At 65.7% G+C, this 25,925-nt stretch carries 22 protein-coding genes and 1 pseudogene; 17 read left to right on the top strand and 6 right to left on the bottom strand.

Translation table 11 applies throughout. The features are described from left to right. The first annotated feature begins 221 nt into the window (after positions 1–221). Positions 222–1,388 (top strand): hypothetical protein, encoded by a 1,167-nt coding sequence (locus tag RYL44_RS00535; protein WP_314974761.1) that lies wholly within the window; start codon positions 222–224, stop codon positions 1,386–1,388. 15 nt (positions 1,389–1,403) lie between these two features. Here RYL44_RS00535 and RYL44_RS00540 read toward each other — a convergent pair whose 3' ends face one another. Then, positions 1,404–2,384, bottom strand: coding sequence for a 1,4-dihydroxy-2-naphthoyl-CoA synthase (locus RYL44_RS00540; RefSeq protein WP_314974762.1), 981 nt, complete (start codon positions 2,382–2,384; stop codon positions 1,404–1,406). Positions 2,385–2,755: 371 nt separating this feature from the next. Here RYL44_RS00540 and RYL44_RS00545 point away from each other — a divergent pair, with 371 nt between their 5' ends. From RYL44_RS00545 to RYL44_RS00555, 3 genes are all read left to right on the top strand, one after another. Next, complete coding sequence (locus RYL44_RS00545) at positions 2,756–3,814, top strand: o-succinylbenzoate synthase (protein WP_314805935.1); 1,059 nt, start codon at positions 2,756–2,758, stop codon at positions 3,812–3,814. A gap of 9 nt (positions 3,815–3,823) precedes the next feature. Then, positions 3,824–5,638, top strand: coding sequence for a 2-succinyl-5-enolpyruvyl-6-hydroxy-3-cyclohexene-1-carboxylic-acid synthase (gene menD, locus RYL44_RS00550; RefSeq protein WP_314974763.1), 1,815 nt, complete (start codon positions 3,824–3,826; stop codon positions 5,636–5,638). A 123-nt stretch (positions 5,639–5,761) separates the two neighbouring features. Next, complete coding sequence (locus RYL44_RS00555; protein WP_314974764.1) at positions 5,762–7,102, top strand: S1C family serine protease; 1,341 nt, start codon at positions 5,762–5,764, stop codon at positions 7,100–7,102. 120 nt (positions 7,103–7,222) lie between these two features. On the opposite strand, the gene RYL44_RS00560 is transcribed toward RYL44_RS00555, so the two are convergent. The 5 genes and pseudogenes from RYL44_RS00560 to RYL44_RS00580 form a co-directional block, all read right to left on the bottom strand. Further along, entirely contained in the window at positions 7,223–8,143 is a 921-nt protein-coding gene (locus RYL44_RS00560) for a NotI family restriction endonuclease (protein WP_314974765.1), read from the bottom strand. Then, on the bottom strand, positions 8,143–9,321 hold the full coding sequence (locus tag RYL44_RS00565; protein ID WP_314974766.1) for a DNA cytosine methyltransferase: 1,179 nt from the start codon (positions 9,319–9,321) through the stop codon (positions 8,143–8,145). Before RYL44_RS00565 ends, RYL44_RS00560 begins: the two co-directional genes overlap by 1 nt. Before the next feature lie 147 nt (positions 9,322–9,468). Continuing rightward, positions 9,469–9,738, bottom strand: a pseudogene (locus RYL44_RS00570) (chorismate-binding protein); the annotation flags it as partial. A gap of 119 nt (positions 9,739–9,857) precedes the next feature. Then, on the bottom strand, positions 9,858–10,844 hold the full coding sequence (locus RYL44_RS00575) for a hypothetical protein (protein ID WP_314974767.1): 987 nt from the start codon (positions 10,842–10,844) through the stop codon (positions 9,858–9,860). Positions 10,845–11,409: 565 nt separating this feature from the next. Next, positions 11,410–12,498 (bottom strand): isochorismate synthase, encoded by a 1,089-nt coding sequence (locus RYL44_RS00580; protein WP_314974803.1) that lies wholly within the window; start codon positions 12,496–12,498, stop codon positions 11,410–11,412. 196 nt (positions 12,499–12,694) lie between these two features. On the opposite strand from RYL44_RS00580, the gene RYL44_RS00585 reads away from it, so the two are divergent. From RYL44_RS00585 to nuoK, 13 genes are all read left to right on the top strand, one after another. Further along, entirely contained in the window at positions 12,695–13,402 is a 708-nt protein-coding gene (locus RYL44_RS00585; RefSeq protein ID WP_276738871.1) for a class I SAM-dependent methyltransferase, read from the top strand. A gap of 317 nt (positions 13,403–13,719) precedes the next feature. Beyond that, a complete protein-coding gene (locus RYL44_RS00590) occupies positions 13,720–15,000 on the top strand; it encodes a geranylgeranyl reductase family protein (protein ID WP_314974768.1) in 1,281 nt (426 codons plus the stop codon). A 28-nt stretch (positions 15,001–15,028) separates the two neighbouring features. Next, positions 15,029–15,388: an NADH-quinone oxidoreductase subunit A gene (locus RYL44_RS00595; protein ID WP_009055563.1), complete on the top strand. Its 360-nt coding sequence runs from the start codon at positions 15,029–15,031 to the stop codon at positions 15,386–15,388. Between the two features lie 22 nt (positions 15,389–15,410). Next, the gene (locus tag RYL44_RS00600; protein ID WP_073982686.1) at positions 15,411–15,965 is read left to right on the top strand and encodes an NADH-quinone oxidoreductase subunit B; all 555 of its coding nucleotides are present in this window, start codon (positions 15,411–15,413) and stop codon (positions 15,963–15,965) included. Then, entirely contained in the window at positions 15,962–16,699 is a 738-nt protein-coding gene (locus RYL44_RS00605; RefSeq protein WP_314974769.1) for an NADH-quinone oxidoreductase subunit C, read from the top strand. The genes RYL44_RS00600 and RYL44_RS00605 overlap by 4 nt, the downstream gene beginning before the upstream one ends. Then, entirely contained in the window at positions 16,699–18,045 is a 1,347-nt protein-coding gene (locus RYL44_RS00610; protein ID WP_314974770.1) for an NADH-quinone oxidoreductase subunit D, read from the top strand. Before RYL44_RS00605 ends, RYL44_RS00610 begins: the two co-directional genes overlap by 1 nt. Further along, a complete protein-coding gene (gene nuoE / locus RYL44_RS00615; RefSeq protein WP_314974771.1) occupies positions 18,042–18,818 on the top strand; it encodes an NADH-quinone oxidoreductase subunit NuoE in 777 nt (258 codons plus the stop codon). The genes RYL44_RS00610 and nuoE overlap by 4 nt, the downstream gene beginning before the upstream one ends. Next, on the top strand, positions 18,815–20,119 hold the full coding sequence (gene nuoF, locus RYL44_RS00620; RefSeq protein WP_314974772.1) for an NADH-quinone oxidoreductase subunit NuoF: 1,305 nt from the start codon (positions 18,815–18,817) through the stop codon (positions 20,117–20,119). Before nuoE ends, nuoF begins: the two co-directional genes overlap by 4 nt. Next, complete coding sequence (locus tag RYL44_RS00625) at positions 20,116–22,677, top strand: NADH-quinone oxidoreductase subunit G (protein WP_314974773.1); 2,562 nt, start codon at positions 20,116–20,118, stop codon at positions 22,675–22,677. The genes nuoF and RYL44_RS00625 overlap by 4 nt, the downstream gene beginning before the upstream one ends. Further along, positions 22,674–24,002 carry an NADH-quinone oxidoreductase subunit NuoH gene (gene nuoH / locus RYL44_RS00630; RefSeq protein WP_314974774.1) on the top strand — a complete coding sequence of 443 codons (1,329 nt, stop codon included), beginning with the start codon at positions 22,674–22,676 and terminating at the stop codon, positions 24,000–24,002. The genes RYL44_RS00625 and nuoH overlap by 4 nt, the downstream gene beginning before the upstream one ends. Next, complete coding sequence (gene nuoI / locus RYL44_RS00635; RefSeq protein ID WP_073982693.1) at positions 23,995–24,645, top strand: NADH-quinone oxidoreductase subunit NuoI; 651 nt, start codon at positions 23,995–23,997, stop codon at positions 24,643–24,645. Before nuoH ends, nuoI begins: the two co-directional genes overlap by 8 nt. Next, on the top strand, positions 24,645–25,622 hold the full coding sequence (locus tag RYL44_RS00640) for an NADH-quinone oxidoreductase subunit J (protein ID WP_314974775.1): 978 nt from the start codon (positions 24,645–24,647) through the stop codon (positions 25,620–25,622). The genes nuoI and RYL44_RS00640 overlap by 1 nt, the downstream gene beginning before the upstream one ends. Then, positions 25,619–25,918 carry an NADH-quinone oxidoreductase subunit NuoK gene (gene nuoK, locus RYL44_RS00645; protein ID WP_073982695.1) on the top strand — a complete coding sequence of 100 codons (300 nt, stop codon included), beginning with the start codon at positions 25,619–25,621 and terminating at the stop codon, positions 25,916–25,918. The genes RYL44_RS00640 and nuoK overlap by 4 nt, the downstream gene beginning before the upstream one ends. Positions 25,919–25,925 lie beyond the last annotated feature (7 nt).

Below are 25,925 nucleotides of genomic sequence, written 5' to 3' on the forward strand. Positions count from 1 at the left end.
GGGCGTGCAACGGTGAAAGGTAGCAAGGGTGCTCTCGGTGATGCAAGCACCGGAACATTCCGGGGCGTCAGTTGTCGGGAGAATCCTTCAAGCGCGGTGCGTTGGTTGGGGTAGGCGTCGTGCTCCTCCTGGGTCTTGGCGATGTGGTGGGTTACTGAGGGTGCTGCCGTTCGATAATATGTGGAACGGTCAGGTTTTTCGCTCCTAGGGAGAGAGGCGTCATGACGGCGAAGGAGCTTTATCACCGCCTGTACGCGCGTGTGGTGCGCGCGCGGCTGCGCTGGTCTGTCCAGCCTCCCGTGTTTTTCGCGCGCCGCCGCTACTGGTTGACGAGCGTGGTGGCCGTCGTGGTCTTCATCGGTGCTGCGGTGTCTGTGCTCGCGTGGCGCTCCCACGAGGAGCGCGTCAACCGGGAGAGGGATAACGAGGCGCTCGCCGGTGCCACCAGCGTCGTGTCCGCCTACTGTGACGCCGTCTTGAGTGGACGCATCGACGAAGCGGCTGCGATGGATGGCCTCGCAGATTCTACGGACCCCAATTGGATGCTGAGCGATGCGGGGGAGGACTTCGCGGTTGCGGCCGGCACCTTCGTGTCCTTGTCGGTGTCCGAGGGGGAGATGTCCGCGGACAGGCTCACTGCGACCTTTGATGTCACGAGCATCCCTCGCGTCGGGATGGCAGCGCGTGAGGAGAGTATTGAGATGGTGGCGCGCCGAGACAGCGTCGACGCACCCTGGACGATCGCCACCAGCCTCGCGCAGACGGTGACGGTCGAGCTGCCCGGCGCCACGACCGACGTCCTCTTCAACGGGGCTACCATCGCTTCCTTTAACCCCGTGGCGGAGTGGCCGGTCAAAGGACGGGCCCTCACGTTGACCCTCTACCCGGGGAAGTATGAGATCGGTGCGCGCTCATTCAGCAGCGAGGCGCGCCTGAGCTCGTTGCCCGGCAAGGGTATGTTCCTGTATCGGGACGACAAACACGGCGCGGTCCAGTCCCAATTCACTGCTCTGCCCTCGCATGCCGGTGCCGTCACGGTTACTCCCTTCGCCTTCGACGCTACCGTCTTGGAAAAGCAAACAGAATACGATCTCGTGGGGCTCATCACGGAGTGTATCGACACGCAGGGAAGCTCATCGCACCTGTGCCCCGACGCGACCACAAACGCCCCACCGAGAGTCAAGCAGGCTGACCTTCGTCACGAGCTCGACTACTACGGCGTTCGTGTGACCATGGACTCTCCGACGACCTTCACGATTAAGAGTCTGCGTTTCCCGGACCCGGCGCCCGGCATGGCCGAGTCATACACGGGTAGTGGCACCATGTCCTACGACGAGAACGGTAACGAAGCGATCACCGGGATCACCCTCGCCCCGAGCCAGACCTGACAACCGCTTGGGCTCTCAGTAGTAGTAGGGGTAGTCCTCCCAGCGGGGGGCGCGGTGCTCGAGGAAGGCGTCACGCCCCTCCTGGGCCTCTGCCGTCATGTAGGCCAAGCGCGTGGCCTCGCCCGCGAAGACCTGCTGGCCAGCCAGCCCGTCATCCGCCAGGTTGAAGGCGAACTTGAGCATACGGATGGCCTGCGGGGACTTCGTCGCGATGGTCGCCGCCCACTCCAGCGCGGTCTCCTCCAGCCGCGCATGCGGGACAGCGCGGTTGATGACGCCCCAGCGCTCGGCAGTCTGCGCGTCGTAGCGCTCGGCCAGGAAGAAGATCTGGCGCGCCCTCTTATCCCCGGCCTGGCGGGCCAGCAGCGCGGAGCCGTAGCCGGCGTCGAAGGACCCCACGTTCGCGTCCGTCTGCATGAAGGCCGCGTGCTCGATGGACGCCACCGACAGGTCCGCCACCACGTTCAGCGAATGCCCGCCGCCCGCCGCCCACCCGGGAACCGCCGCGATGACGACCTTCGGCATCGTGCGGATCAGGCGCTGGACCTCCAGGATATGCAGGCGTCCGGCGCGCGCCGGGTCGATCTGCTCGCGGCGCTTCGCGGTGGCAGCCTCCGGGTCCGCGCCCTCGACCTCGTAACGGTAGCCGTCCCGGCCTCGGACCCTCTGGTCGCCCCCCGAGCAGAACGAGTATCCGCCGTCGCGCGCCGACGGCCCGTTGCCCGTCAGGATGACGGCCGCGACCTGGGAAGTCTGGCGCGCGTGGTCGAGCGCGCGGAACAGCTCGTCGACCGTGCCCGGGCGGAAGGCGTTGCGAATGTCGGGGCGATCGAAGGCGATGCGCACCACCGGCATGTCCTGGCCCTTGGGGCGTCCGTCCGCCTCGGGGCCGCGCGAAATCCCACGGTGGTAGGTGATGTCAGCGAAATCGAAGCCCTCGACCTCGCGCCAGCGGTTCGGGTCGAAGGTGTCGGAGACGAAGGGCAGAGCACTCATGTGTCGGATTCTAGTAGACGAGGCCGGGACGGGTCTGTCCCTATCCCAACCATCTCCGGTGGTTGGGAGAGCGGGGGTGGGGTGTGTCGATGCGCTGCGTCGCGCCCGGCGTGCAGGGGCTGCGCGTGCCCAACGTGCGGGCAAGCTAACCGCACGGCATGGGGGCTGTCTGAAAAGACAGGCGGCAAGTGCTCACTAGTCACATTCGTTGTGATCTGTGAGATAACCTTATTTTCCAGGCGTTTGGCATTCCGTGCGAGTCTGTCATTTCTCAATGGTTAGTTCAAAACGAACCAACAGGTGTCAGTGTAAACGAGTTGAGGAAGAAGGAATGTTGCGCGACAATATTACCGACATGTAAGGAGAGTCTGATGAACGCATCGCAGCAGGCCACGCTCATGCGCATCCCCATGCGCACGCTGAGCCGCCAGGCGCGTTACGTCCTCGAAGGCGTCGACGACATCTTGGTTTACAAGGTAGCGATGACCACGCGCTTCCGTGGCGTGACTCGCCGCGAAGGACTCCTTCTCCATGGACATGCAGGGTGGGGCGAAGCCGCCCCCTTCTGGAACTACGATGACGTCGAATCCTCGCGCTGGCTGGCCGCCGCCCTCGAATCGGCGCGCCGCTTCCCGCCGGTTCCTCGCCGCAAGTACGTGCCCGTAAACGTGACGGTCCCCGTGGTGTCCCCCGAAGAAGCCTACGAACGAGTCAAGGTCTCCGGCGGGTGCGCCACCGCGAAAATCAAGGTCGCCGAACCCGGTGTGAGCGTGAGCCGCGACTGCGCGCGCATCGCCGCCGTCGCCGACGCCCTGCGTGACACCGTCGGAGGGCAAGCCATGATCCGCCTGGACGCCAACGGCGCCTGGGAAGTCGACGAGGCACGCGCCGCTATTCCCACGATGGCTGAGGCCGCGGGCGTGGTTCCCATCGAATACGTTGAACAGCCATGCCTCACGGTGAACGAACTGGCCGAAGTACGTCGCAGCGTCGACGTGCCCATCGCCGCCGACGAATCCATCCGTCGCGCCGAAGACCCCCTCGACGTGGCCCGCAAGGAGGCCGCGGACGTCGTCATCATCAAGGTCGCGCCCCTCGGAGGCGTGCGATCCGCCCTGCGGGTCGCACGCAAGAGCGGACTCGGTGTCGTCGTCTCCTCCGCGCTCGAAACCTCCGTGGGCCTCTCCGTGGGCGTCTCCGCGGCGGCCGCCGTGCCGGGGATCCCTCGTGCGGCCGGACTAGCCACGGCCTCGTTGCTCGTCGCCGACGTCACCACCCCCCTCGTGCCCGAACGCGGCCGACTACCCGTGGGACGCCTCGAACCCGACCAGGAACTCATCGACCGGACCCCCGGCGACTCCGACCTCGCGTCCCGGTGGGGGATGCGCCTCGAAGGTATGGCCGAGCACCTGGAGGCAAGCGCCCGGTAGGCTGGGCGCATGCCCTCCGTCGATACCGCGCGCGCGATCCTGTCCACCCTGGACGCCCTGGGCGTCACCCACGTCCTGTACTGCCCCGGTTCGCGCAGCGCGCCCTTCGCCTACGCCCTCGAATCGGGTTCCTTCAGCGGGCACGCGCGCGCCGTCCTCGACGAACGCGGAGCCGGTTTTCTCGCGGTCGGCCTCGCGCGAGGCGGAGCGCTGCCCGCCATCGTCGTCACCTCCGGCACGGCCGTCGCCGAGCTCACCCCCGCTGTCCTCGAGGCCTCCCACGCGCGCCTGCCCCTCATCGTCCTGAGCGCCGACCGCCCCGGCGAACTCCGCGGCGTCGGCGCCTCCCAGACGACCGACCAGGCCCGCCTCTTCGCCGCGCACGCGCGCGCCTGCGTCGAGCTGGAACCGCAGGAACCCTCGCCCTCCCTGGTCGGCCAGGTCTCACGTGCGTTCGCCGCCGCCACCGGTGCCCCCACCGGCGTGCCCGGCCCAGTCCAGATCAACGTCGCCTTCCGCGACCCCCTCACGCCCCAATCACCGGCCTCCCGCGCGTCGGCCACGCCCGCCTCCTCCTCGATGACCGTCCCCGGCGATGCCGGCCTCCCCGGGGACGAGGCCCCGGCCTCGTTCGTCCCGCGCCCGACCCGGGTGCTCGCCGCCTCCCCTGTGCCCGAGCGCTGGGAGGACGTGGTCGGTTCTGCGACCGCCGGTCTCATCGTCGCGGGTGAGGGCGCGTCGCAGCGGGCCGCCCACTGGTCGCGGGCCTCGGGTTTCCCCCTCCTGGCCGAGCCCGCCTCCGGAGCGTGGGCCCTCGGGGGCGTGACCCCCTTCGAGCAGGCCGTCGTCTGCTCCGACCTCGCGCGCCAGGTCGACACCGTCGTCCTCACGGGGCGCCCGACCCTGTCGCGGCCCATTCACGCGCTTCTCGCACGCCCCGACGTGCGTGTCATCGTCGTGGACCCCTGCGCCCCCTGGGTCGACACTTCCGGCAACGCGACCACGGTCGTGGCCGACCTTCAGGCCCCCGAGGACCCGGTGCCGGGACGGCTCGCCGACTGGGCCTCGCGCGTGCAGGCCCTCTCCGCAGGCGCCGGGGCGCGCATCGACCAGATCCTCGCCCGCGAGTCCGGGCGCACGATGATCGACCTGGCACGCGCCGTCACCTCGGCCACGGCCGGCCCGCTCGTGCTCGGCGCTTCCAACCCCGTGCGCGCCTTCGACCTGGGCGTCGCCTCCCTGTCCGGGCGCCTCGTGTACTCCAACCGAGGCCAGGCCGGCATCGACGGGACCGTCGCCACCGCGGTCGGCGTGGCCCTCGCCCATGGCCTCGCAAGGCGCGACGAGGCCTCGGAAACCGCCACGTCCATCCCTTATACAGAAACGGCGAATGTGGTCACGGCCTCGTCGAATGAAGGCAGCGTCGACACAGTCGATGGTGAGTGGGAGGGCGCCGCCCCACGCGTCACCGCCGTCATGGGTGACCTGACCCTGTGCCACGACGCATCCTCCCTCGCGCTCGCCGCGGCCACGGGAGCCAGGCTCGACATCGTCCTCGCCGACGACTCCGGCGGCGGTATCTTCGCCACTCTCGAACACGGCCGCGCCACCACCCCCGAGGCCTACGACCGCTGGTTCGGCGTCGCCCAGAGCGTCAACTACGAGGCGCTCGCCGCCGCCTACGGCGTCGGTTTCGTGCGCGCCACCCACCCAAGGGAACTCGCCTCTATCCTTGCCGCCCCCGCGGCGGGACCCCGCCTCATCCACGCGCCCGTTGAACGGGCCACGCACCTGTACGCGGCCCTGCGCGGCGCAGCGTGTTGACGGGCGCGGCGTGCCGGTGGATGCGGTCACGGTTTTCAGGGAACTCACAGGGAGCTTCCAGTGCGCCTTGGAGGAAACGACGCATACTGGTGAACAACTTATGAACTGACACCAGAGGACACCATGAACGAGTCTCAGATTCCCGCCTCCGGCGCCGCGGCGGCGCCCGACATCCCGCCCGCAACCCCGGCGACGGAGAACCCCGCCCCCTCCGCGCAGGACACCCCAGCGGCCGGCGGCACCTACTCCGCACCCACGGGCGGAACCTACGGCGCGCCCGCGGGCCAGCCGGTGACGGAGTACCCGGCCCCGACCTCGGCCCCCGCCCCGGTCGTCATCGTCAAGAAGAAGGGACCCGGGTGGGTCGCCCTGCTCGGAGCGATGCTCCTGACGATCGTCCTGACGCTGGGCGCGATGCTCTACGTGCGCCCCGAGCTGCTGCGCGTCTCCACGCCGACCAACCTCAACAATGGCACCGTCGCGACCGTACCGGCCTCCTCCGACGCCACCGACTGGACCGCTGTCGCCTCCGCCGTTTCCCCGGTCGTCGTCACGATTTCGACACAGAGCGCGTCCACGGGAAGCACCGGATCAGGCGTCATCTACGACGCACAGGGTGACATCGTCACCAACTACCACGTCATCTCCTCCGTCCTGGGCGGCGGCCAAATCCAAGTGACTCTCGCCGACGGGCGCCTCTACGCCGCACGCGTCGTCGGCCACGACAAGACCACCGACCTGGCCGTTATTCGCCTGGAGAACCCGCCCGCGGACCTGACCGTCGCGCGCTTCGCGACGTCGGCGAACCTCGAGGTCGGCGCCCCCGTCATGGCGATCGGCGCGCCCCTGGGCCTGTCGAACACGGTCACGACCGGCATCGTCTCAGCACTCAACCGCCCCGTTGAGGTCTCCATGGACGAGGACTCCACCTCCCAGGACCAGACGCAGGCGTCCTCCGACCTGGTCGTCACCAACGCCATTCAGATCGACGCCTCCATCAACCCTGGCAACTCGGGCGGCCCGCTGTTCGACGCGACCGGCGCGGTGATCGGAATTAACTCCTCGATCAAGTCGCTCGCCACGTCCTCCGACGGCCAGGCAGGCTCCATTGGCCTGGGCTTCGCGATCCCCTCCGACCTGGTCGTCTCTGTTGCCGACCAACTGATCGCGACCGGTTCTGCCTCCCACGGCATGCTCGGCGTCACCGTCAAGGCCGCCACCGCCACGGTCGGCTCCGATACCTATGTGGGTGCCGAGGTTCAGGAGGTCTCCTCCGGCTCCGGTGCCGCCGCTGCCGGGCTGCGCTCCGGTGACGTCATCCTCAAGGTTGAAGGCCAGGAAGTCACCAGCCCGAAACAGCTCGTCGGCTACGTGCGCCGCTACAAGGCCGGCGACACCGTCACCATGACGATCGCTCGCGGTGGCTCAACGCAGGACGTGTCGGTCACGATCCAGGGGTCCTGACTCTCATCGACGAGGCTCGCCGCCCCTGCGAGGGGCGGCGAGCCTTTTGCGCGTTGAGTGGAGTTACGTGCAGTGCGCCGACGCGCCGCGACCGCTGGAAGGGCAATGGGCTGTCCTCTCCTATCGCATGCTGTATAACGCGCTCTCGAGCGAAGACCCGTAGACATCGGGTTCAGGAAGGCGGACGCGATTGAATGCGCCCTGCACCCGTTCAACGGTCGTGCAGTCGTATCCCGTCACATCAAGGGGGAGCGGAGAACCGGGTGAAACCTGCGTATCCGCAGCAAAGTCATAGCGGAGGAAATGAAGGGCACCAGGTTGTGGCGCGTAGCCGAAATCGAGATTCTCAGGTCCCCCGAGTCGCGTGAGCAAACGCTCATAGATCGGTGTTGGGGTCACAAACCAGAGACCAGATCGGCACAGGCTTTCTCGTTGCAGAATCTGTCCCTTATAGATGAGCTGCGGAATAATGCGCTTTGACACGTTCTCCCAGTTCAACCCCACCGTGGATTTGGCGATGCTGCGCTCAGTCTTGAGGAGCGCGCTTCGAGAGTCCCTGTAGTTCCCAGTTGTATCGATAGTCTGAACTTCGACGGAGGTAAACTCCGCAAGTTTTCCGTGTTCGTCGATGCGTGCGAGGACCCAGTCGGCGAAGTAACTCCCGACCCCGTCCCTCTTTGGCAGCTTGAGTTCTTTCCCCCATTTGTGTCCAAAGACGGCGACAGCACCGCCTTCTTCCAGCGCATGAGCAAGCGCTCGGCGACCTGGGTAGAGAGCCAGTTTCCTGCCAAAGGTCCTCTCAGCGATGATGTGAAGCACCTTGTACTCGTCGGCGTACAGCCGATGAGGGCAACAAATGACGGGGGTGGGTGATGAAGACTGCCTGATCGTGCAAGCGCCGGAACGCTCGCCATCTCGACCGAGAGGCTTGGTGCATAGCTCGCCAATGAAAGGACAGAACTGTTTCTCAGCCGCTTTGAGAGATGCATCCGAGTGGTCGTCGAATCGGTAGCCGAAAAACTCGTGGATGTAACCTGCCATCACGCGCTCCCAAGATGGGCTGCGATTTGCGTGCCAATCGCTTGGGCAAGCATCGGGGGGACGGCGTTACCAACCTCTGCGTACTGCTCCGCTAAGGAACCCGTGAAGTGGTACGTGTCGGGGAACGACTGAATCCTTGCGGCCTCGCGAACCGTAAATACGCGATCCTCCGAGGGATGGAAGAACGCTCCCCAGTGCGGGTCGCACTTCGTCAGAATCGTTCCGGAAAGATCGCCCCAACGCGGTCGACCGTAGCGTTTCGTGTGGTCGGACTTTCGGGCGCGCCGCATTCCAGCAGGTAATAAGTTGTGTGGGATATTTGTCCAATTTCCGCCCGGTGGGATGTGTGACAGGCGTTCAAGGTTGATTCCCGACAGGTTGCTCGAGAAATGGTTGTACACGCCGGTACTTCCCCGGCGGACCTGGTTTTGGAAGACGGAGGTCGGAGCGGAATCGTATTGGGCGATAGCATCCTGTGAGTTCAGGGGTTTTGGCGAGCGCGGGAGATCGGAGATGGCGTCGCGAAGTGTTGTAGCTGCCTGAGAGGGGGCATCCGAAAGCTGCTCAAGAATGTCTTTTCCGTGGAAATTGTGCGAAAAGTTCGCTCTGACCTGGGCGCAGTGTGTCGGCTGCGGCCACACTGTGGCCTCATTATGCGGAGTGAGGGTTCCGATGATGATTGTGCGCCACCGTGTCTGAGGTACGCCGTGGTAAGCCGCGCTCAAGATCTTCACGGACGTGTGGTAGCCATATTGCTCGAGTGACGAGGTGATCGCGGTTAGTGTCCCTCCACGCTCGAACGAGACCAATCCAGGAACATTTTCGATAAGGATCGCGCGCGGCATAAATTCCTCGGTGAAACGAAGAAACTCCCGAAAGAGATGATTGCGCGGATCCTTGTTTGAGCGGATTGGAGCGTTGATGGAGAAACCTTGGCAGGGAGGTCCTCCAGCCAGTAAATCGAGATCGCCCCTATCGAGTCCAAACCGCGAACGTACCTCGTGCGCATCAACTCGGCGGATGTCGTCAACAACGACATCAGTCTCCCGGTGGTTAAACGCGTAGGCTGCGGCGTATGTGGGATGAAGCTCAGAGGCAAATAGAGGGCGAAAGCCTGCTTGCGTGAGTCCCGTCGACAGGCCGCCGGCACCTGCGAAGAGATCGATGCTAGTGAACATGTGTCCTGGCTCTTTCGTTGTCGGGAATCTGGTTGCCTCACCGACGGAATGAGGGTGTTTGTCGTCTGCTATTCAGGGTAATGCCCCGCGTCCTCATCTGCGTCCGGGTGACGGAAGATGCGGGTACCGAGCCGCGTGGAATGCACCTCACACCCCGAGGGCGTCCAGGAGCGGGCGCATCTTGGCCTCGGTCTCGGTCAACTCCAAGTCGGGGTCCGAATCCGGCATGATGCCTGCCCCGGCAAAAAGGCGCAGGCGAGTCCTGGAGGCCAGGCCGCATCGCAGGGCGATCGCGAACTCGCCGTTGCCGGCCGTGTCGCCCCAGCCCACCGGCCCGGAGTAGCGGCCGCGCTCGGTGTCCTCCAGCTCTTCGATGAGGTGCATCGCGGCGTCACGGGAAGTGCCGCAGGCGGCGGCGATCAGCATATCGGCGGCGAATCCCCCAGCGAATACGACCTACGCCAAGCGGCCTGGATAACAGTCGCATAAACAAACTGTCAACAACGTGCGCACAACTCCACGGGGCAAACCGTGAATTACTTGAGCGGAGTGCAGTCGAGCGTGGGCTCTGCTCCGTCGTAGGCAAAGTTGATGGTGCACGTGAAGGGGGTCGCGGGGGTGAAGCTCTTGCCGGGTGTGGGGGTGGTGGGGCCTGTCGCTACTGCCAGGGGGAAGGTTGTGCCGCGCAGTGAGCTAATAATCAGGTCATTTGTCGCATCCAACGGTTCCGTACTGTATGCAAGAGCGCCACAGCGTCCTTCCTTGGTGGGATCCGGCGTGCCGGTGCGGCAAGATGCTGCGAATGCTTCGCTCTCCGTCTGAATCCAATCCTTCAGCTTGTCGCTTGGCTCAATCTTGAACAGTGTGGTCGACATGCCAGCGCGAATTTCTCCTGCCCCGTCGCCGAGAGGACGCGCGTACTCGATCGTCCAGTAGTCGGGATTCTGTGGGACGGCTTCGACACGATAGCTACCAGGAAAAAGGGAGTAAGAACCCTGTGGGTTGTCGACCGACACATCACCGATACGAATACTGCGAAGGCCAGCTGTATCGATCAAGGCACTCGTTGACCCGAACGAGGAACCACTGATCTCCCACATGCCGAGCCGACCGTTCCTCTTGTCTGTCCTATCGAGAGCGGTGCGGAAGGGACGCTGTGGGGAAGGCCCGTCATTGTATCGAATCCATCCATTAACCCAGGGATGCGGGTCGGTGCCAGTATGCCCATCCGACAAGGTTCCCTCGAAACTGACCGTGCTGGGTGCGTGAGCGTGTGCGGCGTCAGTGAGGAACGCTGTGGAGTATCGCCCGTCGAAATTGGTGACGAGATCCGGAGAGTATGCCAGAGCCTCGTCATATTTCCCATCTTTGATGAGATCCATGTAACGGTTCCACGCGTCCAAGGCCGTCAGGTCGGATAGGTACACGTAGTTGGACCAGTAGCGCGCCCCGGACGCAGCGGCCACGAGGCCAACGCACGAGGCGGCGGCAACCCAGCGCTTGCGCCATGGTGTGTTGTTCATCGATGGCTCCTCATGTGCGGGGGATGCAGGGACGATGTGCGAGGTTTGGTCTGTCGTGGTGGATTAACAGGGCGGACTCTCCGGCGACGGCTCCTACACCGTCCAACCGAAAGGCCTCAACATGCCTCATACTACCTCTTATGGCGGCAGTAACACAGGGCTCAGGCCTGTGTTGTTGGCACTTCGTTAAACGGGTGCGAGTGCCTGCGGAAAGTGGGGTGCCTGTTACGGGAGCTCGTCGTCGTTTTACGCCAGAGCATCGTCGTGCGGTGGGGCTCGTGCTGGATACGGGCTCTACAGATCGCATCTGTCGCCCCGGAATGAGGGCCGCGCGAATCGGCGTTGCGTTGCTGGGTGTGTCTCTGGCGTGGGGAGATGCGCGGATGGCCTTGTTGTCTGGGCGCTCGCGGATAGGTTTCGTCTTCGCGGATAGGTTATCCACTCGTGGATAGGTTACGAAGGTATCCGTATGTTCATAAGCTATCCGCGTGCTCGTTACCTATCCGTGTGCTCGTTACCTATCCGCGAAGGAGAGCAACGAGCTTGAGCGCGCGGCGGGCCGCCGTCACACCCCGAGGGCGTCCAGGAGCGGACGCATCTTCGCTTCCGTCTCGGTCAACTCCAAGTCGGGGTCTGAATCCGGCATGATGCCGGCCCCGGCAAACAGGCGCAGGCGCGTCCCCGACGCCAGCCCGCAGCGCAGGGCGATCGCGAACTCGCCGTCGCCCGCCGTGTCCACCCAGCCCACCGGCCCGGAGTAGCGGCCGCGCTCGGTGTCCTCCAGCTCTTCGATGAGGTGCATCGCGGCGTCGCGGGGCGTCCCGCACACAGCCGCCGTCGGATGCAACGCGGCGACCAGGTCCAGCAGGTGTGCCGACCCGAGCCGGGCGCGCACGTCTGTCGCCAGGTGCGTGACGTTGGGGAGGGCGAGCAGGAACGGGCCCTGCGCGCGCACGTCCAGGCACAGGCGCTCCAGGATGGAGGACACCGACTCCGACGCCAACTCGTGCTCGCGCAGATCCTTCGGGCTGGAGGCGAGCATCGCGCCCTCGCCCGGCTTGCAGGTACCAGCCAGGACGCGCGACGAGACAATCCCGCCGCGCGCAGCGATCAGCATCTCCGGGGACGCCCCCACCAGCGAATCCACGCTAAAACGCCACGTCGACGGATACAGCTCGGTCAGGCGCTCCAACAGGAAACGCTCATCGAAGCCCCACGAGCACCGAATCGTCATGTCGCGCGCCATCACGGCCTTGTCGGCGGCGCCCTCGCGCAGGCGAGCCGCCATCGAGCGCACCGAATCACGCCACTGGGTCCGCGACATCGACCCCTGCCCAAACGTCAAGGACTCCGGCACACGGGGAGCGGGCCTCGCCTCGGCCAGGGCAGCATCAACCGCCGCCAGCGGATCCGGGGCCTGCCCGATGCCCGCCGTGATCGCCCAACGCGCCCCGGCCTCGTCGATGAGAGTCAGCGCCGGCACGAAGGCCACCGAGCGGGCGGGGGACCGGAACGCGAAGGACGCGAACAGGACGGGGGAAGGAGCGTCGCCGGCGGGGGACGAGGCCGGGGTGGCCTCCCACGCGCGGCGCACCTGTGCGATCACGTCCGGGGCTGCGGATTCGAGCGTCAGCGCCCGCCCGAGGCCCACCATCTGGCGGCGCTCACCCAGCCACGCCGCGCCACCCGACGGCGGAAGCAGGGACGTCAGTGAGCAAGTAGACCCCGGGTGCTCGGCGGGCAGGCCCAACGCCTGAAAAACAAGGCGCGAGCAACCAAAGTCTTCATGCATGGGTCCAATGGTAGGAGCAGGGGCGGCGGCGCGCTAAAAGACGTGGGAGGATTAACGCATGACACAAGCCCCACGCGCCGACCTCACCAAGGTCCCCGAAGAGATTGCAACGATGTTCGACTCCGTCGCCACGCGTTACGACATGATGGACACGCTGATGACGGGCGGTTTGAACCATGTCTGGATGACCGCGCTGCGCAAGGCAGTCGCCCCCCACCCCGGCGAACGCATCCTCGACCTGGCAGCCGGCACGGGGGCGTCCGCGGCTGCGCTAGCCAAAGGGGGCGCCGAAGTCGTCGCCTGCGACCTATCGGAGGGCATGATTGAGGTGGGCCGCGAGCGCCACCCCGAACTCGAATTCGTCCACGGTAACGCCATGGACCTCGACTTCGAAGACGGCTCCTTCGACGCGGTCACCATCTCCTGGGGCCTGCGCAACATCCCCGATCCCGCGCTCGCGCTGCGTGAAATGGCGCGCGTCGTGCGCCCCCGCGGACGCCTCGTCATCCTAGAGTTCTCGACGCCTCCCTCGCGCGCGTTCCGCAGCCTGTACAACGTTTACCAGAAGACGGTCATGCCGACGATTGCGCGCTTGGCCTCCACGAACGACGGGGCCTACGACTACCTCGTCGAGTCGATCCGCCAGTGGCCCGCGCAGGAGGAAATCGCGCGCATGGTGGCCGCCAACGGCTGGAGCGAGGTCGAATACCGCAACCTGACCGGCGGCATCGCCTGCATGCACCGCGCCGTCAAGCCGCTCCCGTAGTCTGACTAACGACGAGGCCGGGACCCCCTGCGTGGTGCCCCGGCCTTTGTCGTGTGCAGGTAAGGCGGGTTCTGCGAGTGCGCTCGCGAGAACGAACCCCGGCGGACATTTACGACAGAGAAACGTTGCGCAAATGATGTGTGCGCGAGAGGATCGCGACGGCCCCCTCGCCCGACAATGCGCCGAAAAATGCCCCTACCCGGCGAGGTGAGGGTGACCTAGCTAGGCTGACGAGCGGATCGGGGTGACGTGCACACCTCATCCGCCTTGCACACTTGCGCGGATGCACCCGCGCGCCCACACAACGGAGGAATGCCGTGGCATCCACCATGCCCAGCGACATGAGCGCTGACGTCGTCGTCGTCGGCGCAGGCCCGGGCGGGTCCTCCACCGCCTATCACCTGGCCACAGTCGGCCTCGACGTCATCCTCCTGGAGAAAAGCCCCTTCCCGCGCGACAAAATCTGCGGCGACGGACTCACCCCCGCAGCCGTGCACGAACTCATCGCGATGGGCGTGGACACCACCGGATGGATGCGCAACCGTGGCCTCACCGTCATCGGCGGCGGCCACACCGTCCACATGGACTGGCCCGACCAAAAATCCCTGCCCGGCTACGGCATGACACGAGCCCGCGTGGACCTCGACCACGCGCTCGCGCGCCGCGCCGTCGAAGCCGGCGCCCGCCTCTACGAGGGCGTCACCGTCACCGGAGCAATCCAGGACGGCTCCGGCCGCGTCATCGGCGTCACCGCCAAAAGCGGGCGCGGCAAGGACGCTACCACCACCACGGTGCGCGCCGCCATCACCGTCGACGCCGGCGGAGTGGCCGCGCGACTGGCCACCAGCCTCGGCCTCGAAAAGAAGACGAACCGCCCCATGGGCGTCGCAGCACGCGCATACTTCGCGAGCCCCCGCGGCGACGAAGAATGGATGGAATCCCACCTCGAACTGTGGAGCGGCACCCCGGGCGCCTCCGACCTGCTGCCCGGCTACGGCTGGATCTTCCCCATGGGTAACGGCGTCGTCAACGTCGGCCTCGGCTCCGTCGCCTCGCGCGCCGGCGCCACCAACCTGCCCTACCGCGAGGTCTTCAAGACCTGGACCGCGAACCTGCCCGAAGAATGGGGCTTCACCCCCGACAACCAAATCGGCCAGCTACGCTCCGCGGCCCTGCCCATGAGCTTCAACCGCAAGCCCCACTACACCCAGGGCCTCGTCCTCGTCGGCGACGCCGGTGGCATGGTCTCCCCCTACAACGGCGAAGGCATCGCCCCCGCCATGAAAGCCGGACGCTACGCGGCCTCCTGCATCGCCCAGGCCCGCTCCCGCTCCCACCGCGCCGGCATCGACCGCGCCATGAGCGAATACCCCCACATGCTTCGCGACGAATACGGCGGCTACTACCAGCTGGGCCGCATCTTCGTCGCGCTCATCGAAAACCCGACGATCATGCGCGCCTGCACGAACGTCGGGCTGCCCATCCCGCGCCTCATGACACTCGTCCACAAGCTCCTATCGGACGGGTACGAGAGGAGCGGAGGCGACTTCGACGACCAACTCATCACCATGCTGACCAAGGTGGTGCGACCCGCATGACCACCACCACCCATAACCGGGAGGAACGATGACGAATCCCTACGTGCCGCTGCTCATCATGTCGGCAGCCGCCCTCGTCCTAGCCTTCGGAGGCCTGGTCGCCTCCGCGATCCTTGGCCCCACCAAGAAGTCCACAACCAAGGCCGACAACTACGAGTGCGGCATCCAGCCGACCAGCGCTCACCTCACCGAGGGCCGCTTCCCGGTGCGCTACTACCTGGTCGCGATGACCTTCATCATCTTCGACATCGAAGTTGTGTTCATGTACCCGTGGGCCGTCAGCTTCAACCAGCTGGGCCTGTTCGGACTGGTCGTCATGATGAGCTTCCTGGTCACCCTCTGCGTCCCCTACGCCTACGAATGGCGACGCGGCGGCCTGGATTACTGAGATATAAGTAAGGAACAGACAAGTGGGACTTGAAGAATCCCTGCCTGCGGGCATCGCGCTCACCAGCGTCGAAAAGGTCCTCGGGCTCGCACGCAAGTACAGCCAGTGGCCCGTCACCATGGGTCTGGCGTGCTGCGCCATCGAAATGATGGCCGCCGGTACCCCCCGTTTCGACATGGCGCGCTTCGGCCTCGAAGTCTTCCGCGCTTCGCCGCGTCACTCCGACATGATGATCGTGTCCGGTCGTGTCTCGCACAAGATGGCTCCCATCATCCGACGCGTCTACGACTCAATGCCCGAACCCAAGTGGGTCATCTCCATGGGCGCGTGCGCGTCCTCCGGCGGCGTCTTCAACAACTACGCCGTCGTCCAGGGCTGCGACCACATCGTCCCCGTCGACGTTTACCTGCCCGGCTGCCCGCCCCGCCCCGAGGCCCTCATCCACGCTGTCCTCGTCCTGCGTGAGCAAATCGGCAAGGAACCCCTCGGCGTCCACCGCCGCGAGATCGCCCGAGCAGCCGAGAAAGCCGCCCTCGAAGCGACCCCCACCCACCAGATGAAGGGACTCCTCGCATGAGTGACGTGTCCATCCCCGAAGGTGACGCGCCCGCCGAAGCCACCCGGGCCTCGTCCCAGCGCGGCTTCGCCCTGCCCGAACCCATCGCCCACCGCGAGGGCCTCTTCGGCGCGGGCACCGACTCCTCAACCTCCGGTTTCGGCGGCCTCGTGACCGACTCCTTCCTGCCCGGCGAGGCCTCCCGCCCCTACGGCGGCTGGTTCGACCAGGTCGTTGACGTCCTCGAAGAACTCATCGTCGCCGATGGCCTGAAGGTTTCCGACGTCATCGAAAAGGTCACCATCGACCGCGGACAGCTCGGCATCTTCATCGCCCGCGAGCACATCGCGCGCGTCGCCAAGTACCTGCGCGACGACGCCGACCTGCGCTTCGAGCTGTGCCTGGGCACCAACGGCGCGCACTACCCCCTCGATAAGGGCCGCGAGCTGCACGCCATCTACCCCCTGTACTCGATCACGCACAACCGCATGATCCGCCTCGAAGTCACGTGCCCCGACGAAGACCCCCGCATCCCCTCCATCGTTTCCGTCTACCCCGGAAACGACTGGCAAGAACGCGAAACCTGGGACCTCATCGGCATCGTCTTCACCGGGCACCCCTCGCTGACGCGCACCGCGATGCCCGACGACTGGGTTGGGCACCCCCAGCGCAAGGACTACCCGCTGGGCGGCATCCCCGTCGAATTCAAGGGCGCCGTCAACGCTTCCGCTGACGTCCGTAGGAGTGTGAACTGATGACCACCGCCTTCCACGCGCCTGCAGGCCAGGCCGACCTGCCCATCGAAGACATCCCCGAAGTCCTCACCCAGGGCGGCGACTGGGACGACGTCCTGCACGAGATCGAGGCCATCACATCCGAACGTATCGTCGTCAACCTGGGTCCCGTCCACCCCTCGACCCACGGCGTCCTGCGTCTCATCCTCGAACTTGACGGAGAAAAGGTCCGCGAGACCCGCGTCGACACCGGATACCTGCACACCGGCATCGAGAAGAACATGGAATACCGCACGTGGACCCAGGGCGTCGCCTACTGCACGCGCATGGACTACGTCGCCCCCTTCTTCCAGGAGACCGCCTACTGCCTCGGCGTCGAAAAGCTCCTCGGCATCGAAGAGGACGTACCCGAGCGCGCGACCCTCATCCGTGTCGTCATGATGGAGCTGTGTCGTATCGCCTCACACCTGGTCGCCATCGGCTCCACCGGCAACGAAATGGGCGCCACGACGATCATGACGATCGGCTTCCGCGCCCGTGAGGAAATCCTGCGCGTCTTCGAACGCATCACCGGCCTGCGCATGAACCACGAGTACATTCGCCCCGGCGGCGTCGTACAGGACATCGGCGAAGGGACGACAGACTACATCCGTGAACGACTGCGCCGGGCCCGCAAGGACATCGGCGAGCTGCAGGACATCCTGGTCGAGAACCCGATCTTTAAGAAGCGACTGTGTGACGTGGCCGTCATGCCGCTGAGCGCCCTCATGGCTCTGGGCCACACCGGCCCCGGCGTGCGCGCCGCCGGCCTGCCCCTGGACCTGCGCAAGAGCCAGCCGTACTGCGGCTACGAGAACTTCGAGTTCGACGTTCCCACACGCGACCACTCCGACGTCTACAACCGCACGATGGTTCGATTCGACGAGTGCTACCAGTCGATGCGCATCGTGTGGCAGGCCCTGGCCAAGCTCGACGAATGCGAGGGCGCGCCCACCATGGTTGCGGACCCGGAGATCGCATGGCCGGCGCGTCTGGCGGTCGCCACCGACGGCCAGGGCAACTGCGCTGAGCACGTGCGTGAAATCATGGGGGAGTCCATGGAATCCCTCATTCACCACTTCAAGCTCGTCACGGAGGGCTTCCACGTGCCCGCCGGCCAGGTCTATCAGACCGTCGAGCACGCGAAGGGCATCCTGGGCGTTCACCTCGTCTCCGACGGTGGCACCCGCCCGTTCCGCGCGCACTTCCGCGACCCCTCCTTCGCTAACCTGCAATCACTGGCCATGATGACTGAGGGCGGCCAACTGGCCGACGTGGTTGTTTCCCTGGCCGCTATCGACCCCGTTCTCGGAGGCGTTGATCGATGAGCTATACACCCGACACACTGGCACGCCTGGAGGCGGATGCCGCCCAGATTATCGCCCGCTACCCGGACGGTCACGCGCGCTCGGCACTGCTGCCCATGTTGCACCTGGTCCAGTCCGTCGACGGCTACGTCAGCCCGGACGGCATCGACTTCATCGCCGCCACGCTGGACCTGCCCCGCGCAGAGATCAGCGCGGTCGCGACCTTCTACACGCAGTACAAGCGCCACCCCACCGGCGACTACCTGGTGGGCGTGTGCACGAACGCGCTGTGCGCCGTCATGGGCGGCGACGAGATCTGGGAAAAGGTCTCCGAGAAGGTCGGCGTCGGCAGCGACGAGACCAGCGAAGACGGAAAGATCACGCTCGAGCGCATCGAGTGCAACGCGGCGTGCGACTACGCGCCCGTCGTCATGGTCAACTGGGAATTCTTCGACAACCAGACCCCGTCCTCGGCGCTGGCCATGATTGATGACATCCAGGCTGGTCGCGATATTCACCCGACGCGCGGACCGATCGTGGCACCCACGTTCAAGGAGAACGAGCGAGTCCTCGCTGGCTTCCTGGACGGCCACGAGGACGAGGGCCCCTCCGCTGGCCCCTCGACCCTGCTGGGCCGAAAGATCGCCGCGGCGAAGGGCTGGACCGAGCCGGTGGCTGACAAGGCCGCCGACCAGGCCCCCACGAAGGCCTCGAAGGCATCCACGAAGGCCACGAAGGCCCCCACGAAGGCATCCGCGAAGGCCTCGGAAAAGAAGGGAGTGAAGGCCAAGTGAGCACCACATATGTTGCGCCTGGGCCGCTGACCCCGATCCTCACGAATGGGTGGGGAGAGGAACGTTCCTGGACGCTGGACTCCTACCGGGCGCGAGGAGGCTACCGGGGCCTCGAGAAGGCCCGTACGATGGAGCCCGCCGACATCATCGCGGCCGTGAAGGATTCGGGTCTACGAGGCCGTGGCGGCGCCGGTTTCCCCTCCGGCCTCAAGTGGTCCTTCCTGCCCCCCGCTGATGGTGGTCCCCGCTATCTCGTGGTGAACGCTGACGAGTCCGAGCCGGGCACCTGCAAGGACATCCCGCTCATCATGGGCAACCCGCATGTTCTCATTGAAGGTATCGCGATCACGTCGCGTGCGATTGGTTGCGACCACGCGTTCGTCTACTTGCGCGGCGAGGTTACGCACGTGTATCGCCGTTTGCTTCAGGCTGTGCGTGAGGCCAGTGAGGCTGGCGTGCTCGGCGACCTGCGTATTACCGCTCATGCGGGCGCCGGCGCCTACATCTGCGGTGAAGAGACGGCCCTGTTGGATTCCCTTGAGGGGCGCCGAGGCCACCCGCGTCTGAAGCCCCCGTTCCCCGCGGTTGCCGGCCTGTACGCCCGTCCCACGGTGGTTAACAACGTGGAGACTATCTCCCAGGTGGCGGGTATCTTCCGTAACTCGCCTGAGTGGTATGCGTCGATGGGCACTGAGAAGTCTAAGGGTCACGGCATTTTCTCTGTGTCGGGTCACGTGGAAAACCCAGGCCAGTTCGAGGCTCCCTTCGGTATCACGATGCGTGAGCTCATTGAGATGGCGGGCGGTATCCGTTCGGGCCACCAGCTGAAGTTCTGGACCCCCGGCGGTTCTTCTACCCCGATTTTCACCGAGGATGAGCTGGATACTCCCCTGGATTATGAGTCCGTGGGCGCAGCCGGGTCGATGTTGGGTACGCGTGCGCTGCAGGTGTTCGATGAGACGGTCTCGGTTGTGCGCGTCATCGCCCGCTGGTCGGAGTTTTATCAGCATGAGTCCTGCGGTAAGTGCACGCCCTGCCGTGAAGGCACCTATTGGATGAAGCAGATTATGCTGCGTCTCGAGCGGGGTGAGGGTCGCCCCGGCGACGTGGATCTGCTTGACGAGATCGCGCATAACATTGCGGGCCGTAGCTTCTGCCCGCTGGGTGATGCTGCAGCAACCCCGATTATGTCGGGCATCAAGCGCTTCCGCGACGAGTTCGAGGCCGGGCTGGCCACGCCCGCACGCGAGCTTTTCCCCTACGAGGCGTCCGCTAACTACGCGCGAGGAGGTGGCCGATGAGCGACGCGCCCAAGATGATCGACGTCACCATCGACGACGTTCAGGTTTCTGTCCCCCAGGGTACGCTCGTGATCCGCGCGGCCGAGCAGGCCGGCATCAGGATCCCGCGTTTTTGTGATCACCCGCTCTTGGCTCCGGTGGCCGCGTGTCGCCAGTGCCTGGTCGAGGTCGGCATGCCCGACCGCAACACGGGTCAGCTGCGTTTCATGCCCAAGCCTCAGCCCTCGTGTGCGCAGACGGTTACCCCGGGCATGGTCGTCAAGACCCAGCACACCTCCAAGGTGGCGGATCGCGCTCAGCGTGGCGTCATGGAGTTCCTGCTGATCAACCACCCGCTAGACTGCCCGGTTTGCGACAAGGGCGGCGAGTGTCCCTTGCAGAACCAGGCGATGAAGGAGGGACGCGGCAAGTCCCGCTTCACGGACGCTAAGCGTACTTTCAAGAAGCCGCTGCGTCTGACCTCCCAGATTCTGCTGGATCGCGAGCGCTGCATCCTGTGCCAGCGCTGCGTGCGTTTCGGCAAGGAAATTTCGGGCGACGTGTTCATGGACCTGCAGGGTCGTGGCGGTGGCACCGCCCCCACGGACGACCATTACTTCATGGGCGAGCAGGTCGGCGGATTCGACACGACCACCCTCGGCTTCTTCGACCCTGCTGCCAAGGAGGCCCGGACCTCGTCATTGTCGTCTCCGTTCGGCACGGACGCGATCGTCGGTTCGCTCAACGAGGGTGAGCTTTCCGTCGCCGAGCGCGACGTGTCGGGCCGCGCTTTCGCGTCCTATTTTTCGGGCAACATTATCCAGATTTGCCCGGTCGGTGCTCTGACTGCCGCGTCGTACCGCTTCCGCGCGCGCCCCTTCGACTTGGTTTCCACGGCTTCGGTCACGGAACACGATGCGTCCGGCTCCGCGATCCGTCAGGATATGCGTCGCGGTGAGGTGGTGCGTCGGATGAGTGGCAACGACCCGGAGGTGAACGAAGAGTGGATCACCGACAAGGACCGCTTCGCCTTCGAGTGGGACAAGGTTGATCGTTTGACGTACCCGCTCGTGCGCGTGGATGGCGAGTTGGTGCCCACCTCCTGGTCTGACGCGCTTGACCGCGTCCGTGAGGGCCTGGAGCAGGCCGGTTCGTCCGTGGGTTTCCTGCCCGGCGGCCGCCTCACCTTCGAGGACGCGTGGGCGTGGTCGAAGTTTGCGCGCATGGTCGTGGGTTCCGATTCGATTGACTTTCGTTCGCGCCCGTCTTCCGAGGAGGAGCGCTCGTTCCTGGCCTCGTTCGTGGCGGGGTCCGGCCTCGAGGTCACGTACGCGGACCTGGAGAGCGCGGGTCAGGTTTTGTTGGTCGCTCTCGAACCTGAGGACGAGTGCGGTGCCGTGTTCCTGCGCCTGCGCAAGGCAGCGCGCAAGTCGGGCGTCAAGGTCGCGACTGTCGCGCCCTTCACCTCCAACGGTTCGCGTAAGATGAACGCGCGGGTTCTGCACGCCGCCCCCGGCGCTGAGCCGGGCGTCGTGGACTCCATTAAGGCGGGTGGCGCCTGCGCTGACCTGGCGCAGGCCCTGTCTGGCGGCGTCGTCCTCGTGGGCGAGCGCGCTGCGCAGACCCCCGGCTTGCTTTCAGCCGTCGTCGCTCTCGCGGAGCGTACGGGCGCCCGCCTCGCGTGGGTTCCTCGCCGCGCCGGTGATCGTGCCGCCGTCGAGGCCGGTCTCCTCCCGGGTCTGCTTCCCTTCGGCCGTACGATCGACGAGGCCGGGGCCGCCTCCCTGGGGTGGGGTGAGCTGCCTGAGCGCGGCTTGGATGCCGCGGCCATGATTGAGGCGGCTGCCTCCGGTGAGCTTGCGGCTCTCGTCGTCGGCGGCGTCGACGTGCGCGACTTTAGTGATCCGGCCCGCGTGCGCGCCGCGCTCGACGAGGTCCCCTTCCTGGTCTCCCTCGAGGTTCGTGCCTCTGAGGTCACTGAGCGCGCCGACGTTGTCCTTCCCGTGGCCCCCGCGGTCGAGAAGAACGGTACGTTCATCAACTGGGAGGGACGTCTGCGTCCCTTCGGCCAGGCCCGCTCCGCGACGTCCCTGACGGACCGCGACGTGCTCGTGCGCCTCACCGAGGAGTTCGATACTGACCTGGGGATCACCACCCTGGCCGACCTGTACGAGGAAGTCAACCCCCTCATGGAGTGGGACGCAGCACCGCAGGGCTTTACCCCGGTTCCGGCGCAGGTCCCCGTCACCGCCGGGAAAGGCGAGGTCGTTCTCGCTTCCCATAAGCCGATGATCGACGCCGGTCGTCTCCAGGATGGTGCCCCGTGGCTGGCCGGTTCGGCCCGCTGCCCGATCCTCCTGGCCTCGGCCGCGACGCTGGCCGCCGCGGGTATCGCACCCGGCGCGGATGCGACGCTTCAGACCGAACGTGGACGCGTCACTCTCCCGGCCGCCATCGCGGACCTGCCCGACTCCGTCGCGTGGGTGCCCGAGTGCTCGACCGGCTCCGTTATTCACGACAACCTCGGCGGTGTCGGCACCGTCGTGACCCTGCGCGCCACGCAGGAGGTGGCACGATGACACTGACCCCCTTCGCAGTCCCGGAATACACCGCCGCGGACTTTAGCCAGGAAACCTGGTGGCTCAGCCTCATCAAGGCCGTGTTCATCATCGTCTTCCTGATCGCCAACGTGCTGCTGGCCCTGTGGGTCGAGCGCAGAGGCCTGGGCCGCATGCAGACGCGTCCCGGCCCGAACGTGGCTGGTCCCCTCGGCCTGTTCCAGGCGTTCGCCGACGCCGGTAAGCTCCTCTTCAAGGAGGACATGTGGACCCGCCGAGCCGAGAGGTTCCTGTACTTCCTGGCTCCCGCGATCGCGGCTTTCGCGGCGTTCAGCGTCTACGCGGTCATCCCGATGGGTCCGAACGTGACGATCGGAAACATCTCGACGCCGCTGCAGTTGACCGACATGCCCGTCGCCTCCCTGTACATTCTGGCGATCGCCTCGCTGGGCCTGTACGGCATTGTTCTGGGTGGCTGGTCGACCCGCTCGACCCTGCCCCTGTACGGCGCCGTGCGTTCCTCCGCGCAGGTCATCTCCTATGAACTGGCCATGGGACTGTCCCTCGTGAGCGTGTTCCTCATGTCGGGCTCCATGTCAACCTCGCAGATTGTGGCCGCTCAGGGCCAGTTCTGGTGGGCGTTCACCCTGTTCCCCGCGTTCGTCATCTACTGCATCAGCGCCACCGGCGAAGTTAACCGCCTGCCCTTCGACCTGCCCGAAGCCGAAGGCGAACTCGTCGCCGGCCACATGACCGAGTACTCGTCGATGAAGTTCGGCTGGTACTACCTGTCCGAATACGTCAACATGCTCAACGTCTCGGCCGTGGCCACCACGATGTTCCTCGGCGGCTGGCACGCCCCCTGGCCGCTCTCCCACGTCGAATTCCTCAACTCCGGCTGGTGGGGGATGCTGTGGTTCTTCCTGAAAATCTGGTTCTTCATGTTCCTGCTCATCTGGACGCGCGCCACGCTGCTGCGCTTCCGCTACGACCAGTTCATGAACCTGGGGTGGAAGCGCCTCATGCCCATCGCACTGGGCTGGCTCGTGCTCGTCGCCCTCGTGCGCGGCATCACCCAGTTCGTCCAGCTCTCCACGCCGGTCCTCTTCGGCAGCGTCGGCGGACTCTTCCTGATTGCCCTGGCGATCATCTGGCTCACCGACAAACCCGAACCAGAGCCGATCCCAGCGTCCGAACGCGAATACACCGGCTTCGAAGACGGCTTCCCCGTCCCACCGCTGCCAGGACAAACCCCCATCCCCAGCCCGCGCGCCACCGTCACCATTGACGGCGAACTGGCCACGGCCTCGGCAATTAAGAACCCGAAGGAGGCCACCGATGAGTGAGAAGACCACCGACGAGGAGATGCTCTTCGAGCACGACCCCAAGGGCGCTTTCGCCCAGTTCGTCGCGCCCATGGCCGGCTACGGAGTCACCCTGTCTTCCTTCTTCCGGCCCACCGTCACCGAGCAGTACCCGCGCGAACCCGCGCGCGTCATGCCCCGCTTCCACGGACGGCACCAGCTCAACCGCTACGACGACGGCCTCGAAAAGTGCGTCGGCTGTGAACTGTGCGCTTGGGCCTGCCCCGCCGACGCGATCTTCGTGGAGGCCGCATCCAACACGCCCGACGAGCAGTACTCCGCGGGTGAGCGTTACGGTCGCGTCTACCAGATCAACTACCTGCGATGCATCTTCTGCGGCATGTGCATCGAGGCGTGCCCAACGCGCGCTCTGACGATGACGAACGACTTCGAACTCGCCAAGTACACGCGCGCGGACGACATCTACCAGAAGGAAGACCTGCTGGTCCCGCTCGCAGACGGCATGCTTGCAGCACCCCACCCGATGGTCGAGGGTAAGAATGACATCGACTACTACCGTGGGGAGGTCACCGGCCCCACCGCCGCCCAGGTCGACTGGGTCGCGAGCCGTCGGCCCGACGACCCGTCCCTCGAGACGGTAAGAGTCGTGAAGGAGACACACTGATGAACCTGTCCAACGGTTGGCCCATGATGGGGTCAACGGGGGAGATCATCCTCTTCGCATGCACGGCCATCGTCATGGTTGCCTGCGCTCTGGGTGTCCTCTTCTGTAAGAAGGCCGCACACTCGGTCATCTGCATGGTCGGCGTCATGCTCGGCCTGGCCGTCCTGTACATCGCCAATAGCGCCCCCTTCCTGGGTGTCGCGCAGATCGTCGTGTACACCGGCGCGATCCTGATGCTCTTCCTCTTTGTCATCATGCTGATCGGCATCGGCACCTCCGACGACTACGCCCGCCAGAGCCGCGGCGCGATCGTCGCGTCGGTGCTCGGCGGCCTCGGCATAATCGTGATCATGACGACCGCGATCCTGAAGTCCATGCCCGCCGCCTACGCGCCCAGAGAGGCCGACCCCTACTCCGACCAGCCGATCACCGACCTGGCGATCACCCTGTTCCAGGAGCACTGGCTGAGCATGGAACTCGCCGGTGGCCTGCTCATCACCGCCGCCGTCGGCGCGATGCTGCTCACCCACTCTGACCGCCTGCGCCCCAAAGCCGACCAAGCTGAGACGGCGCGCTCCAAGATGCGTGCCTTCGCCGACAAGGGTTCGCGCATCGGTCAGCTGCCCGCCCCCGGCGTCTACGCCCAGTCGAACGCGGCCGACGTGCCCGCCATCTCGGGTGAGACCCTCAGCGCCCTCGAAGAATCCGTGCCCCGCGTGCTGCGCGTGCGCGGCCTCGTCCGTACGATCGGTGAAGTCACCCCCGAGGTGTCCGAACAGCTCGCCATCGCGCGCAGCGAGGCTGACGCCGCCGAAGCATTCGAGGAATCGCCCTACACCATCGGGCGCACGCCCGACGTCCCCCGCTCCGGCTCCTTCGGGATGCCCGGCGCCGCCGCGCCCACCGGACTAGCCCAGCCGCGGGCCCGAAAGGCGCGCACCACCACCCCCACTGAGAAGAAGGAGGAGAGCAAATGAGTCTCGCCTGGTACCTCATCCTCGCGGGTGTGCTGTTCGCCATCGGAGCGACCACGGTCCTCGTGCGCCGCAGCGCGGTCATCGCGCTCATGGGCGTCGAAATGATGCTCAACGCCGCGAACCTCGTCCTCGTGACGTTCTCGCGCATCAATTCCAACGTCGACGGAGAGATCATGGCGTTCTTCGTCATGGTCGTGGCGGCCGCTGAAGTTGTCGTCGGCCTGTCGATCATCGTGTCCATCTACCGTTCCCGCTCGACCACGAGCGTGGACGACATGAACCTGCTGAAGAACTGAAGGAGGA

Origin of the sequence: Actinomyces bouchesdurhonensis, assembly GCF_963540955.1 — a bacterium.
GTDB lineage: Bacteria > Actinomycetota > Actinomycetes > Actinomycetales > Actinomycetaceae > Pauljensenia > Pauljensenia bouchesdurhonensis.